This window comes from Stenotrophomonas ginsengisoli (assembly GCF_001431485.1).
Classification (GTDB): domain Bacteria; phylum Pseudomonadota; class Gammaproteobacteria; order Xanthomonadales; family Xanthomonadaceae; genus Stenotrophomonas; species Stenotrophomonas ginsengisoli.
This window is the reverse complement of record NZ_LDJM01000009.1, coordinates 34,467-48,924: the sequence shown is the minus strand read 5'-3', so window position 1 is coordinate 48,924 and position 14,458 is coordinate 34,467. Positions and strand designations below refer to the sequence as shown.

The window sequence follows — 14,458 nt, the reverse complement described above, 5'->3', positions numbered from 1 at the left end:
CGGCATGCCGGCATGCAGCGTCGCGCGCAGGGCCATCTGCCGCAACTGGCCGCCACCGGGCGCTGCGGCGACAATGGGCCGCTACCCATGAACCGGCTCCCGCCATGTCCGATCTGCGCAAGACCCTGCGTACCCAACTGCGCCAGGCCCGCCGCGCCCTGGATGTCCCGACCCGCCTGGCCGCGGCCGATGCCCTGGCCGCGCAGCTGCTGGCCCTGCCCGTTGTCCCGGCGCAGGGTCTGGTGGCCGGCTACTGGGCCGGTGATGGCGAGATTGCCCTGCACCGCTGGCAGACCAGCCTGCCCCCCGGGCTGACCTACTGCCTGCCGATGCTGGCCGGCGAGCAGCTGCGCTTTGCCCCCTGGCGTCCCGGCCAGGCCCTGACCACCAACCGTTACGGCATTCCCGAGCCGGACATCGCCATTGAAGACGCACTGCCGCCGCAGGCCATGGCCCTGGTCATCACCCCGCTGGTCGGCTTTGATGCCCGGTGCCGGCGGCTGGGCATGGGAGGCGGCTGGTATGATCGCAGCTTCGCTTTCCGCCTCGGCCAACCGGCCCCGCCGTATCTGGTGGGTGCCGCCTTTGACTGCCAGCAGGTCGATGCCCTGCCCGGCGCCGACTGGGACGTTCCCCTGGACGCGGTCTGCACCCCTACTGCCACTCATCTTGCGAAGCCCCATCCATGAGTCACCGTACCCGCTACTGGCTGATGAAGTCCGAACCGGACGTGTTTTCCATCGACGACCTGCAGCGCGTCGGCACCGAGCCGTGGAACGGCGTGCGCAACTACCAGGCGCGCAACTTCATGCGCGATGGCATGCAGGTCGGCGACGGCATCCTGTTCTACCACTCCAATGCCAAGGTGCCCGGTGTGGTCGGCATTGCCCGGGTGGCCAGCGAGGCCTATCCCGATGACACCCAGTTCGACCCGGAATCGGAGTACTTCGACCCCAAGGCCACGCGCGAGAACCCGCGCTGGATGCTGGTGGACGTGGGCTTTGAGCGCAAGTTGAACGATGTGATCCCGCTGGAGCTGATCAAGCAGCATGCGCAGGATTTCGGTGAAGGCTTCCCGCTGACCGCCCGCGGCAGCCGCCTGTCGGTGTTCCCGGTCACCGCGGCGCAATGGAAAACCATGCTCGCACTGGAAAAATGATCCCCCGGCCCGGCCGCTTCCAGCGCCGGGCCTTTCACTTTTTGCAATCCTCAACTGTGTGGTGAAGTGATGTCTGAAGCCAAGCGTCTGGCCGCTGAAAAAGCCCTGGAATACGTGCAACGCGACATGGTCATCGGTGTCGGCACCGGCTCCACCGTGGCCTATTTCATTGATGGCCTGGCCAAGCTGCCGTTCCCGATCAAGGCGGCCGTCTCCAGTTCCGAGCAGAGCACCGCGCAGCTGAAAAAGCACGGCATCGAGGTGATGGAACTCAACCACGCCGGCACCCTGGAGCTGTATGTGGATGGTGCCGACGAGTGCGACGGCAACAACAACCTGATCAAGGGCGGCGGCGCGGCCTTGACCCGCGAGAAGATCATCGCCGAGGCCTCCAAGCAGTTTGTCTGCATCATCGATCCGTCCAAGCAGGTGCCGGTGCTGGGCACCTTCCCGCTGCCGGTGGAAGTGATCCCGATGGCCCGCTCGCTGGTGGCCCGCGAGATCCTGCAGCGCACCGGCGGCCAGCCGGTCTGGCGCATGGGCACCACCACCGACAACGGCAACCAGATCCTGGACGTGCACAACCTGGCCATCACCGACCCGGTGGCGCTGGAGCGTGAACTGAACCAGATCCCGGGCGTGGTCGCGGTCGGCCTGTTCGCCCGCCGCAAGGCCGACGTGGTGATCGTCGGCGGCACCCCGCCGCAGGTGATCTGACCCCGGCCCCGGCAGGTCGTCTCCATTGCTGAGACGGCCTGCGCGCACACTGGCCGTGCCTGCTGCCTGCCGCACCGCCATGACCCTGCGCTACCTGTTCGTCGACTTCAATTCCTACTTCGCCTCGGTCGAGCAGTTCGACGACCCGGCCCTGCGCGGGCGCCCGGTGGCGGTGGTGCCGGTGGCCAGCGAAGGCACCTGCTGCATTGCCGCCAGCTACCAGGCCAAGGCCTTCGGGGTGAAGACCGGCACCGGCGTGCGCGAGGCGCGCCAGCGCTGTCCGGACATCGTCTTCCGCCTGGCCCGGCCCGAACGCTACGTGGCCCTGCACCACGCGCTGATGGACCTGATCGGCCGCTGCATCCCGCACGAAACCCCTGCCTCGATCGACGAGGTGGCCTGCGTCCTGATGCTCAACGAGCAGTCCGAGGACGCTGCACGCGCGATTGCCGGGCAGATCAAGGCCGCCCTGCGCCGTGACTACGGCGATGCCATCACCTGCTCCATCGGCATCGCGCCCAACCGCTTCCTGGCCAAGACCGCCGCGGACATGCGCAAGCCGGACGGGCTGACCGTGCTGCACGCCGCCGACCTGCCGCAGGCCCTGCATGGCCTGCAGCCCAACGAGCTGTGTGGCGTCGGGCCCTCGATGCAGCAACGCCTGCTGGCCGCCGGCATCCACACCACCGCCCAGCTGTGCGCAGCCAGCCCGCGCCAGCTCAAGGCAATCTGGGGCGGCATCGGCGGCGAACGCTTCTGGGCCGACCTGCACGGCGTGGATACCCCGCCCCGGCGCAGCAACACCAGCTCGATCGGCCACTCGCACGTGCTCGGCCCGGAGCTGCGCAGCCTGCACGGGGCCCGCGCGGTGGCCGGCAAGCTGCTGACCAAGGCCGCCATGCGCCTGCGCCGTGGCGGCTGGAAGGCCACCAGCCTGCATCTGAACGTGCGTCTGCTCGGGCGCGAGGAACGCCTGGAAAACAGCTGCCGGTTTGCCGCCATCGATGACAGCCAGCAACTGCTGCACCTGCTCTGGCAGCTGCTGGCGCCCCTGCCGGGCATGGCCAGCCGCGCCCATCCGCCACTGGCCATCTCGGTGGCATTGACCGGCCTGCAGGCCAACAGCGGACACAGCCAGGACCTGTTCGAGGACCGCCAGCAACGCCGTCGCCGCGCGCTCAACCAGGTACTGGATGCGGTCAACCAGCGCTACGGCAACAACACCCTGTACTTCGGCGCCCTGCAGCCGGCCATCAGCGCCGGGGCCGCACCGATGCGCATTCCCTTCAGCGTGATTCCGGATGTGGCCGCCGAAGCCGATGCCCACCAGCACCCGCTGTGGCTGCAAGCCCACAACCGTTTCAATGTGATTGCCCAGGCGCAGCACCAGCGCCGTCTTGACGGATGAGCCGGCTCTGGCCGATGGTGTTGCCGCCCCCGTTGCCATGAGCCTGCCGATGAAAGCTGCCTTTGTCTCCGCCATGTTGCTGGCCCTGCTGCCGGCCTGCGCCAGTGCCGGCAGCAGCCCGGCCAGCAACACTGGGCTGCCGTGGGTGGAGCTGGCCGGCCAGCGTTACGAAGTGGAACTGGCCACCGATGACCACAGCCGCGCCCAGGGCCTGATGTACCGTACCCAGCTGCCGGCCGGGCGCGGCATGTTGTTCATCCATGACCGCCAGGAATGGCAGGCCTACTGGATGAAGAACACCCGCATCCCCCTGGACATCCTGTATTTCGACAGCCAGCTGCGTCTGGTCAGCCAGCAGCGCAACGTGCCGCCATGCCCGCCGCGCAGTGACTGCCCGCCCTATCCCAGCGAGGGCCCGGCCCGTTATGTGCTTGAACTCAACGCCGGGCATGCCGCCCGTCTACAACTCCAGAACGGCCAGCGCCTGATACTGGGCCCGGGAATCCCCCCGGCCAACTGATCTGCTGATGATGTTGTCCCTGCCGGACTGGCGCACCCTGGCCGATACCGATGACGAGCAGTGGCCGTTGCTGGCCGCGGTGCTGCGGGTGGCCGCCGATGAAGACCCGCAGCTGGATGTGGCGGCCTGCCAGGCCCAGCTGCAGGGCCATGCCGAGGCCCTGGCCACCGAGGTGGCTTCCATCACCTCGCTGCCGCTGAAGATGGCCGCGATCAACCGCCACCTGTTCCAGGAACAGGGCTACGGCCCGGCCGAGGACTACTACGCGGCCGACAACAACCACCTGCAGCGGGTGCTGGCGCAGCGGCGCGGCAACCCGATCGCCCTGGCCATCGTGCAGATCGAGGTGGCCAACCGGCTCGGCCTGCCGGTGCACGGCATTTCCTTTCCCGGCCATTTCCTCACCGCGCTGGACCTGGGCGATGACGCCATCCTGGCCATGGATCCGTACCACGGCGGCCATCCGCTGGGGCTTGAGCAGATCGAGGCGCTGGCCGCCCAGCACCTGGGCGGGCAGGTGCCGGAGGCCGAACTGCTGGTGCGCCTGCTGATGCCCACCCCGGTGCGTGGCATCGTGCTGCGCCTGCTGCGCAACCTGCAGCGCAGCTGGGGCATGGCCGGGCACTGGGACAAGGTGGCACGCTGTGCCGACCGCCAGCTGTTGCTGGCCCCGGAAAACACCGAGGCCCGGCGCGACCGTGGCCTGGCCTACCTGCAACTGGGCCATACCGCCGCCGCCCGACGCGACCTGGAGCGTTACCTGCGCCAGGAACCGGAGGCCAGCGACAGCCATAAGATCAACGAGCTGCTGCGCAATGTGCCGATCAGCAGCGGGCGCCTGCACTGACCCGGCACGCGGCCCTTCAGTCCAGCCGCTCCATCGCAAAATCGGCCTTGGCCATGCCGCATTCCGGGCAGGCCCAGTCTTCCGGCACCGCCTCCCATGACGTGCCTGGTGCAATCCCTTCCTCGGGCAGGCCCTGGGCCTGATCGTAGACAAAGCCACAGACCTGGCACATCCAGCGCGCGCCCGGGCCCTCGTCCAGCCCCAGTCCGGGCAAATCCAGTTCGGGCAAGTCCAGCATCAGATAACCACCGTTGGCAGGCAATGAGCGATCATTGTCGCTTTCCTGCCGCCCGGCTCAAGCCATGACTGCCGCCCTGGCCCTGCGTGGGGTGTACCTGATCACCCCCGACCAGCACGATACCGCTGCCCTGCTCACCGCCACCGCGCCCCTGCTGGCCGCCGGCGTGGCCCTGCTGCAGTACCGCAACAAGACCGCCAGCGCCGCTCTGCGCCGGGAACAGGCCTGCGCGCTGCAGCGGCTGTGTCAGGACCATGGCGTGCCGCTGCTGGTCAACGATGACCCCGTTCTGGCCCGCGAGATCGGCGCCGCCGGGGTGCATCTGGGCAGCAACGATGGCGACATCGCTGCCACGCGTCAGCTGCTGGGGCCGCAGGCGATCATCGGCGCCTCCTGCTACAACCAGATCGAGCTTGCCCGCCAGGCCGCCGCGGCCGGTGCCAGCTACGTGGCCTTCGGAGCGTTCTACCCCAGCATCACCAAGCCGCATGCCCCACGCGCGGACAAGCAGCAGCTGCACGATGCCGCCGGCCTGGGCGTGGCCCGGGTGGCCATCGGCGGCCTGACCCCGGACAATGCCCGGCCCCTTGTCGATGCCGGCGCCGACCTGCTGGCCGTGGTCAGCGGCATTTACGCCGCACCTGACCCGGTTGCCGCCCTGCGCGCCTACCAATCCCTGTTTTGAAGGATTTCCCATGAACCACAGCCAGTCCTCCGCCCTGTTCGCCCGCGCCAAGACCCTGCTGCCGGGCGGCGTCAATTCGCCGGTCCGTGCGTTCAAATCCGTCGGCGGCGACCCGTTCTTTGTCGCCCGTGCCGATGGTGCCTACCTGCACGATGTCGATGGCAATGCCTATATCGACTATGTCGGTTCCTGGGGCCCGATGATCGTCGGCCACAACCACCCGGCCGTGCGCAGCGCCGTGGCCGCCGCGATTGAAAACGGCCTGTCCTTCGGTGCGCCCTGCGCCGCCGAGGTGACCATGGCCGAAAAGATCACCTCCCTGGTGCCGTCGTGCGAGATGGTGCGCATGGTCAATTCCGGCACCGAGGCCACCCTGTCGGCGATCCGCCTGGCCCGTGGCGCCACCGGCCGCAACAAGATCGTCAAGTTCGAAGGCTGCTACCACGGCCACGGCGACTCCTTCCTGGTCAAGGCCGGCAGCGGCATGCTGACCCTGGGCGTGCCGACCTCGCCGGGCGTGCCGGCCGGCCTGTCCGAGCTGACCCTGACCCTGCCCTACAACGACGTCGATGCCGCCACTGCCCTGTTCGAGCAGCACGGCACTGACATCGCCGGCCTGATCATCGAGCCGGTGGTGGGCAATGCCAACTGCATCCCGCCGCGCGAGGGCTACCTGCAGCACCTGCGCGCCCTGTGCACCCAGTACGGCGCGCTGCTGATCTTTGATGAAGTGATGACCGGCTTCCGCGTCGCCCTCGGCGGTGCCCAGGCCCATTACGGCATCACCCCGGACCTGACCACCTTCGGCAAGATCATCGGCGGCGGCATGCCGGTGGGTGCCTACGGCGGCCGTGCCGAACTGATGAACCAGATCGCCCCGGCCGGCCCGATCTACCAGGCCGGCACCCTGTCCGGCAACCCGGTGGCCATGGCCGCCGGCCTGGCCATGCTCGAGCTGGTCAGCGAGCCGGGCTTCCACGAGCGCCTGTCGGCCAGAGCCGCGCGCCTGTGCGCCGGCCTGGAAGAGGCCGCGCGCCAAGCCGGCGTGGCACTGACCACCAACCAGGTCGGGGCCATGTTCGGCCTGTTCTTCACCACCGAGAAGGTGGACACCTACGCCCAGGCCACCGCCTGTGACACCGCCGCCTTCAACCGCTTCTTCCACGCCATGCTCGAGCGCGGCGTGTTCCTGGCCCCGAGCGCCTACGAGGCCGGTTTCATCTCCGCCGCCCACACCGACGAAGTGATCGAGGCGACCCTGGCCGCCGCCCGCGAGGCCTTCAAGGTGGTTGCCGCCGGCTGACCCAGCCCGGTTGTGCAGCAACGCAAAAGGCCGGCAATGCCGGCCTTTTGTCTGCCTGCTGGCAGCGCGCGATCAACCGAAGGTGAGCTTGCCCTTCATGATGCCCCAGTGCCCCGGGAAGGAGCAGAAGAAGGTGTAGTCGCCGCCCTTCTTCAGCTTGCTGGTGGCAAAGCGCACGCGGGTGGTGGCACCGCCACCGATCATCGGCGTGGCGGCAATCACCCGTGCATCGTTCTTGGGCAGGTGGTTGTCGGCCAGCGGCGCGCGCATGCCGGCCTGCGCCACCGGGGTGAAATCCTTGGTTTCGGTCAGTACCCAGTTGTGGCCCATCACTGCCACCGGGCGGGTGCCGGTGTGACGCAGGGTCAGATCGACCTGGGTGCAGTCAGCGGGCACGTTCAAGCTGGCCGTGGAGAACTGCATGCGGTCATTGCTGTCGATGCTCAGCGCACAGGTGCGTGCATAAGCCTCTGGCGCCACCGCCAGAGCTGCAAGTACCAGCAGGGAGGAAAGCAGTTTCACAGAACACTCCTGACAACGGGGAACGGATAGTTTAGGCAACCGTACCAACCTGGCCATTGATTGCGCTCAAGCGGTTAATACCTGGGACATCTGCCCGGCCCCGCTCACCGTCAGCGCCGGCAGCGACACGGCCCGCCGGGCTGACCGGTGGCCCACCACCTCCCCGGCCGGCCACGACCGGGGAGGCAGGACACTCAGGGCAGCGGGCCCTGTACCGGGCAGGCCGTCAGCTGACCATCACACTGTCCCGGCTGGGCCGGAAGCAGCCCCAGCGCATTGCCCTGCATGGGAGCTGCGCCACTGCCGTAGCGCAGCTGCAGGCCGATACTGCTGCTGCGCATCGAAGCGCTGCCGCGCTCATGGCCCAGCAGCAGCGAGAACAGCCAGCCACTGTCCAGCTGCAGGTCCATGCCGGCCCCCAGCGAGAGCAGGTCGTCGTTGTAGCTGCGCAGGTCCAGCACGTAGTCGCTGGCCGCCGGCCGCATCACGTAATTGATCGTGGCCTGGCCGCGGTTGTCCAGCGCGCTGCGGTATTCCACGGTCCAGTGCGGACGCAGGCTGCCCCAGTCACGGGTGAGCTGGAAGCTGCCCTGCACGCCCAGCGCCAGTGCGTTGTTGACCACGCGCTGGCGGCCGTAGACCAGGTCGAATGCCCCCAGCCCGCTTTCGCTGTAGCCATCCAGGGTGGCGCGGTGCCAGTCGTAACGGCCGTAGCTGGTCAGTGCCATGCCAGCCGGGTTGTGGCGTTCATGGCCGAAGGTCAACGAACCGAACCACTGCTGACCGCTGCGCTGGCCCTGTGCACTGCCCTGGGCCAGGTCGTTCCAGCGCACGCTGTCAAAGTCCAGCCAGCCATTGGCCAGCATGCCGTCAACGAACAGGTTGCCGCCGACCCGCCACAGGCCATACACCGCCAGCGAGCGCTGGTCGGCATCCAGCCGCGAGGAGCTGCTGTCCAGGTCGGTGTCCTGGCGCGCCCAGCTGCCGGCCATGCCCAGCAGCACCTGCTCGTCCACGGCATGGTCAATGCCCACGGTGAGGCCACGGCTGCTGAAGTCTGCGCCGCCAGCCAGGCCTGTGCGTCCGCTCCTGCCGAAGCTGGCGCTGCCGGCCACCCACATACCCCAGCCCTCGGGCAGACGCGGCATTACCGAATCGGCCGCGGCCTTGGGCAGGGTCAGCCCGGGCACGCCCTGGCCACCGGCCTGGGTGAGCGCAAAGCGGAAGTCGTTGCTGACAGAACCGCCACGCACCTGACGCAGGCGGTCACGGATGTTGCCCGACTGGATCTGGGCGAACTGCATGCTGGCGTCGACCTGCGCCTGCAGGCCACTGGCCACGCGCGGATCAGCGGCCGGGTTCGGGCGGGCACTGACCAGCAGCCGCACCTGGATCGCGGCAGCGGTGTAATTGGCCGTCGCCGCCTGGGTCGCCGTCAGCACGGTGACACCTTCGCCGACCAGGGTGACGGTACGGCCGCTGACCGTGGCCACCGCCGGATCGGAACTGCTGAAGCTGAAGGTCCCCGGGCTACTGCTCTGCGGCTCGGGCAGCTCGAAGGCATCCTCGCCGTAGACCTTGCTGATGTCATCGATCCAGCCCAGTTCCGGGGTTGCCAGCGCGATGGCGACATCCAGCCGCACCTGGGCAGCGGCCTGGTAGGTCGCATTGCCGGCCTGGTCGGCGCTCAGGCTGCACTGCCCGGCCGTCAGCATCGTCACCGTGCTGCCCTGCACCTGGCAGACGGTCGGGGTGAGGCTGGCAAACACCACCGGATTGCCCGAGGCACCACCGCTGGCGCTGAGGGCGAAGGTGCCGCCCGGTGCAAACACCGGTGCCTCCGGGGTGGCCACGAACGCCTGGATCAGCTGGCTGCCGGCATCGACCACCTGGGTGAACGCCTGGGTCGTGGTGAAGCCATTGGCATCGGCGACCTGCAGCGAGAACTCGTAGCTGCCGGCGGCGGTCGGAATGCCGCTGACTTCACCGCTGGCCGACAGCACCAGCCCCGGTGGCAGCGTGCCGGCGCCAACGCTGAAGGCGTAGGGGGCGGCGCCGCCCTGCGCGCTGAGCTGCACCCGATACGCCTGCCCGCCGGTGGCAGCGGGCAAAGGATCCACGGTCAGCACCGGGGCACCCACCACCAGCACGTAGCCCTGGGTGGCAGTGAACGGCCCGGTTCCGGTACTGCTGTCGGTGACGGTGATCGCAAAGGCAAAACTGCCGGCCTGGGTCGGCGTACCGCCGAGCGAGCCATCACTGGCCAGTACCAGCCCCGGCGGCAAGGCACCACTGCTGAGGGCATAGCGGTACGGCGCACTGCCACCGCTGGCCGCCAGCGTCTGCGCATAGGCCGCACTGCCGGTTGCAGCCGGCAAGGTGGACGTGGTCAACGACAGCGACGGCGCACTGACGGTGATGCTCACCGTCGCCGCAGCGGTGGTGGTGTAGGCATCACTGGCGGTGTAGCTGAAGCTGTCCGGGCCGGCATGGCCTGGCGCCGGGGTGTAGGTGATGGTGGTGCCGCTGGCCACTGCACTGCCATGGGCCGGGGCCGAGACCACGGCCACCGAGGAGGCCACCCCGGTGATGGCCAGGCTGACCGGGCTGGGGCCTGCACCGTAACCGATGGTGGCGCTCACCGGCGCCACCGCCAGCAGCGGCGCATCCACCTGCAGGGTGTAGCTGCGGGTTGCCGAGAACGGTCCGGTACCGGTGCTGCTGTCGGTGCTGGTGACATCGAAGGCGAAGGTGCCGGTGGCCATCGGCGTACCCGACAGCGTGCCGCTGGCCGACAGGCTCAGGCCCGCCGGCAGGGCGCCGCTGCTGAGCGCATAGCGGTAAGGCGAGGCACCGCCACTGCTGCTCAGGGTCTGCGTATACGCACTGTCTGCCGTGGCCACGGCCAGGCTGGCGGTATCGATCATCACGGTCGGTGCACTGACGGTGATGCTCACCGTCGCCGCGGCCGTGGTGGTGTAGGCATCACTGGCGGTGTAGCTGAAGCTGTCGCTGCCGGCATAGCCGGGCGCCGGGGTGTAGGTGATGGTGGTGCCGCTGGCCACCGCAGTGCCATGGGCCGGTGCCGTGGCCACCGCCACCGAGGAGGCCGCGCCAGTGATGGCCAGGCTGATCGGGCTGGCCGTCCCATAGGCCACGGTGGCGCTCACCGGCGCCACCGCCAGCGGCGGCACCGGCGTGACCGCATTGGACGGGGCCGAGGCCGCACCGGTGCCGTTGGCATTGGTGGCGGTGACCACAAAGGTATAGCTCGTCCCCGGCGTCAGCCCGGTGACGGTGATCGGCGAGCCAGCGCCGGTGGCGGTGAGGCCGCCCGGGCTGGAAATGACGGTGTAGCCAGTGATGGCCGCACCACCATCGAACAGCGGGGCGCTGAAGCCCACACTCACCGCGCTGGCACCGGCGACCGTGGCCGTACCGATGGTCGGCGCGCCGGGAACCACCCCGTTGACGCTGAAGGTCCGGCTGATCCGGGGGGCAGGCAGGTAGCTGGCATTGCCCGGCTGGTCGGCATGGATGGTGCAGCTGCCGGTACTGGCGAACCCGAGCAGGCCACCACTGGTGATCGTGCACACCGCGGGGGTTGCCGAGGTGAAGCTCACCGGCAGGTTGGAATCAGCGCTGGCCGTCAGGGTCGGCGTGGTGCCGAAGTTCTGCGCGCCGGGGTTGGCGAAGGTGATGACCTGCGGCGCGGCCGGCGTCACCGCGTTGGAAGCAGCCGAGGCCGGACCGGTACCGGCCACATTGGTGGCAGTCACCGTGAAGGTGTAGGCCTGCCCGTTGCTCAGCCCGCTGACCACCAGCGGCGAAGCGGCACCGCTGGCCGTGGCGCCGCCGGGATTGGCGGTAACGGTATAGCCGGTGATGCTGCTGCCACCGGTATTGACCGGCGCGCTGAAGCTCACGCTGGCTTGGGTATTGCCCGCTGTAGCGGTGCCGATCACCGGTGCCCCAGGTGCTACCGCATTGACCAGGAACGATTGGCTGATGGTCGTGGCGGCATTGGTCGCGGCATTGCCGGCCTGGTCGGCATTGATGGTGCAGCTGCCGGCGGTGATGAAGGTCAGGGTGCCGCCGCTGGTGATGGTGCATACCCCGGTGGTGGCCGAGCTGAGGCTGACCGGCAAGCCGGAGGAGGCGGTGGCGCTCAACGTCGGCGTGGTGCCGAAGTTCTGCGCACCGGGGTTGCTGAAGGTGATGGTCTGGTTGGCCTTCGGCGTCACGCTGTTGCTCGCGGCCGACGCCGTACTGGTTCCAACGGCGTTGGTCGCGGTCACCGTGAAGGTGTAGGCGGTGCCATTGCTCAGGCCGCTCAGGGTGATGGGCGAGGTGGTGAAACCGTTGCCGCCAGCGGTGATGCCCCCCGGATTGGAGGTGACCGTATAACCAGTGATCGCCGAGCCGCCATTGCTGGCCGGAGCGCTGAAGCTCACCGAGGCCTGCGCATCACCGGCCGTGGCCGTGCCGATGGTCGGAGCGCCTGGCGCCGTTGCAATGGCTACGGTATGTGTCGTGCCGGCGGTGAAAGCGGCCAGGCCGCTGTTGCCAGCCGTATCGCTGATATTGGTGGAGGCGTTGAGGTTGAGCTTGAGCGTACCATTGCCGGTGATGCCATTGACGGTGACGGTGTAGCTGCTGCCGCTGCCGGAAGCGCTGGCGATGCTGCCTGTTGCGCTGCCGGTCCCGACCAGGGTGAAATCGTCGGTGGAAACACCGGTCACCGCCTCACTGAAGCTGGCCGTGAAATTCACCGTGGTATTGGTGGGTAACGCCCCGGCAGCCGGTGCGATGCTGACAACAGTGGGCACAACGCTGTCCACCGTGGCGTTGCTGGTGTCGGCCCGGGTGGTGCTGCCATTGCTGTTGCTGGCGGTGATACTGACATTGCGGTTGCTGGCGGTGATGCCGGCGGCGACCGCCGAGGTGGCGGTCCAGGTGCCAGCACTGTTGGTTGCCGCCACGGCAGCCCCGCCGCCGAACTGGCTGAAATCCACGCTCACCGCGGTAACGCCGCTGTTGTTGTCGCCGCTGGCGGTGTTGTTCCAGCTGGCCGTGACGCTATCCCCCCGCCGGAAGACACCGCCGTTGCCGGTGGCGCCGGCAATGCTGATCCTGGCGTCGGTGACATTCGGCGGCAGGCCACCGGACACGTTGTTGGTCACAGGCCGCCCGCTGAAGTTGGCCGGCGGATTGCCCGCATAGTCGTACAGGTTGCCGTTATCGACATAGTCCAGGGTCACCGTGGTGCCGGCATTGATCGCCGGGCTCACCGTCAGCGACAACTGCGAGCCGGCATAGCTGGCGGCAGTGATCGTGCGCAGCGTGCCACTCTGGTAAAGGCGGAAGTCCTCGCCGTTGCCGTAATAATCAATCGCCTCCGACCAATTGAGGATGACCTGGCTGCCATTGGTCGAGGTCGCCGCGCTGACCAGCGTCGGCGGCGTGTTGTCGGGCATCGTGCAGGTGATGGTGATATCGATGCTCTGGCCATCGGCCAGGTACTGGAAATTGAAGAAGCTCAGCGGGCTGGTGGTGCAGCCCCGGGCCTGCATCGCCCCGCTGTCCATGTAGGTCACCGTGAACCAGCCCGGCGTGGTACCCAGGTCAACTGGCAGGTTGCTGACATTGCCATTGAGCTCCAGCCAGGCCACCCCGACCGCGTTGTTCTGGTCGCCATTGCCCGGGCTGCGCCGGAACACCAGCGCACCCGGCGCCGAGTTGCCATTGGCCAGATACGCGGCATGGCTCTGGTAGGTGACACGCGCGGTGATCGCCGCCTGCGCCGAGGCCACCACCAGCAGCGGGAACAGGGCAAACGCGAGGATCAGGAACCTGCGGAGGAACGGCATGCGTGAATCTCCGAAAACACGAACAAGAAGGGGTAGAAACCGGTGACCCTGCGGGCAACAGCCAACCCGCAAGGCAGAAAGACAGGCAGCAACAGCACAACACCAGCACCCCACCCGCAGATCCAGACAGGGTTTACCGCGGCAAGACAGGTTCAACCGGGGCTACAGCGCTGGCCCTGACTGATGGAGCCCCTGGCGTATGCAGGCCGCAAAGGAGGGAGGCAGGACGTCAGTGCCTGTACGCTGTGCGCACAGCGGGCCGGCGATTGCCTGGCCTGACGCTTGCCCGGCAACACGCCATCACGCCGCGCTGCGAAAGCGCAACCGGCAGATGAACGAAGTGTGACCCAGCGCGCATTCTAATCGCATCCGGCAAAACCATGCCAGCACAACAGGTAGGCGGCTGTCCGGGAAGCGATCCGTACCCATGGGGCTTGCACCCAGGTCGGCGCTTTCAATGCCCCCGGGAGCTGGCCAGGACGACCGCTTGGCTTACAGTGCCGGCTGCACGTTTCCTTTTCGATGGCAGGCCTGACATTTCCCCTCCCCGTCTGTTGCTGCTGGATTTTGATGGTGTGCTGGCCGACTTCCATCACCCGACCCTGGTGACGCAGCTGGCCCGCCAGCTGGGCCGTGATCCGGCGGTGGTCGAGGCCGCACTGCACCGTGCGGCGGCCAGTCCGTCCACCGCTGGCGCCCTGCCCTGGCAACGGCTGGGTGAACAGCTACAGCAGGCGCTGGGCGCAGAGCAGTGGCTGCAGGCGCGCCTGGCCGCCACCTCGCTACGCCAGGAGTGCCGCTGGCTGCTGCAGCAACTGCGCGGGAACTGCGCGCTGGCCGTGCTCAGCAACAATCCACAGCTGCTGGCCGGACCGATCGCCCAGGCCCTGGCGCTGCCCGGGCTGGATGCCAGCCGGGTACTTACCTCCGGCGCGTTGGGGCTGCGCAAACCCGATCCAGCCTGCTTCCAGCGCGCGCTGCAGCAGCTGGAGGGCGAACCGGCCAGCACGCTGTTCATCGACAACCTGTTTGTCAACGTGCGCGGGGCCCGTGCCGCCGGGCTGATGGCCGACACCGCCCACCACACCCAGTCCTTGCGCAAAGTGCTCAAGCGCCACCAGCTGCTGCGCTGAACAGCACCGGCCCACAAAAAAGGAGGCCAATGGCCTCCTTCTTTTATGCATGCAAT

At 68.1% G+C, this 14,458-nt stretch carries 12 protein-coding genes; 9 read left to right on the top strand and 3 right to left on the bottom strand.

What is annotated here, in order from left to right; all coding sequences use genetic code 11:
- The first annotated feature begins 104 nt into the window (after positions 1–104).
- From ABB30_RS03490 to ABB30_RS03465, 6 genes are all read left to right on the top strand, one after another.
- Positions 105–689 (top strand): 5-formyltetrahydrofolate cyclo-ligase, encoded by a 585-nt coding sequence (locus ABB30_RS03490; RefSeq protein ID WP_057636923.1) that lies wholly within the window; start codon positions 105–107, stop codon positions 687–689.
- Entirely contained in the window at positions 686–1,159 is a 474-nt protein-coding gene (locus ABB30_RS03485) for an EVE domain-containing protein (RefSeq protein WP_057636922.1), read from the top strand. The genes ABB30_RS03490 and ABB30_RS03485 overlap by 4 nt, the downstream gene beginning before the upstream one ends.
- A 69-nt stretch (positions 1,160–1,228) precedes the next feature.
- Complete coding sequence (gene rpiA / locus ABB30_RS03480; protein WP_057636921.1) at positions 1,229–1,876, top strand: ribose-5-phosphate isomerase RpiA; 648 nt, start codon at positions 1,229–1,231, stop codon at positions 1,874–1,876.
- A gap of 79 nt (positions 1,877–1,955) precedes the next feature.
- Positions 1,956–3,284 carry a Y-family DNA polymerase gene (locus tag ABB30_RS03475; RefSeq protein ID WP_057636920.1) on the top strand — a complete coding sequence of 443 codons (1,329 nt, stop codon included), beginning with the start codon at positions 1,956–1,958 and terminating at the stop codon, positions 3,282–3,284.
- 49 nt (positions 3,285–3,333) lie between these two features.
- Positions 3,334–3,804 carry a DUF192 domain-containing protein gene (locus ABB30_RS03470; RefSeq protein ID WP_083489661.1) on the top strand — a complete coding sequence of 157 codons (471 nt, stop codon included), beginning with the start codon at positions 3,334–3,336 and terminating at the stop codon, positions 3,802–3,804.
- Between the two features lie 7 nt (positions 3,805–3,811).
- The gene (locus ABB30_RS03465; RefSeq protein ID WP_152980538.1) at positions 3,812–4,651 is read left to right on the top strand and encodes a SirB1 family protein; all 840 of its coding nucleotides are present in this window, start codon (positions 3,812–3,814) and stop codon (positions 4,649–4,651) included.
- A gap of 16 nt (positions 4,652–4,667) precedes the next feature.
- On the opposite strand, the gene ABB30_RS03460 is transcribed toward ABB30_RS03465, so the two are convergent.
- Positions 4,668–4,823: a rubredoxin gene (locus tag ABB30_RS03460; RefSeq protein WP_211263442.1), complete on the bottom strand. Its 156-nt coding sequence runs from the start codon at positions 4,821–4,823 to the stop codon at positions 4,668–4,670.
- Positions 4,824–4,953: 130 nt separating this feature from the next.
- Here ABB30_RS03460 and thiE point away from each other — a divergent pair, with 130 nt between their 5' ends.
- Positions 4,954–5,574, top strand: coding sequence for a thiamine phosphate synthase (gene thiE / locus ABB30_RS03455; RefSeq protein ID WP_057636918.1), 621 nt, complete (start codon positions 4,954–4,956; stop codon positions 5,572–5,574).
- A 10-nt stretch (positions 5,575–5,584) separates the two neighbouring features.
- Positions 5,585–6,877, top strand: a complete 1,293-nt coding sequence (gene hemL, locus ABB30_RS03450) for a glutamate-1-semialdehyde 2,1-aminomutase (RefSeq protein WP_057636917.1) — start codon at positions 5,585–5,587, stop codon at positions 6,875–6,877.
- A 72-nt stretch (positions 6,878–6,949) separates the two neighbouring features.
- Here the strand turns inward: hemL and azu are convergent, their stop codons facing one another.
- Positions 6,950–7,399 (bottom strand): azurin, encoded by a 450-nt coding sequence (azu, locus tag ABB30_RS03445; RefSeq protein ID WP_057636916.1) that lies wholly within the window; start codon positions 7,397–7,399, stop codon positions 6,950–6,952.
- 194 nt (positions 7,400–7,593) lie between these two features.
- Complete coding sequence (locus tag ABB30_RS03440; RefSeq protein WP_057636915.1) at positions 7,594–13,269, bottom strand: autotransporter domain-containing protein; 5,676 nt, start codon at positions 13,267–13,269, stop codon at positions 7,594–7,596.
- Positions 13,270–13,766: 497 nt separating this feature from the next.
- Between ABB30_RS03440 and ABB30_RS03435 the strand changes: the two genes are divergently transcribed.
- Positions 13,767–14,402, top strand: a complete 636-nt coding sequence (locus tag ABB30_RS03435; protein ID WP_161808821.1) for an HAD family hydrolase — start codon at positions 13,767–13,769, stop codon at positions 14,400–14,402.
- The last annotated feature ends 56 nt before the right edge of the window (positions 14,403–14,458 follow it).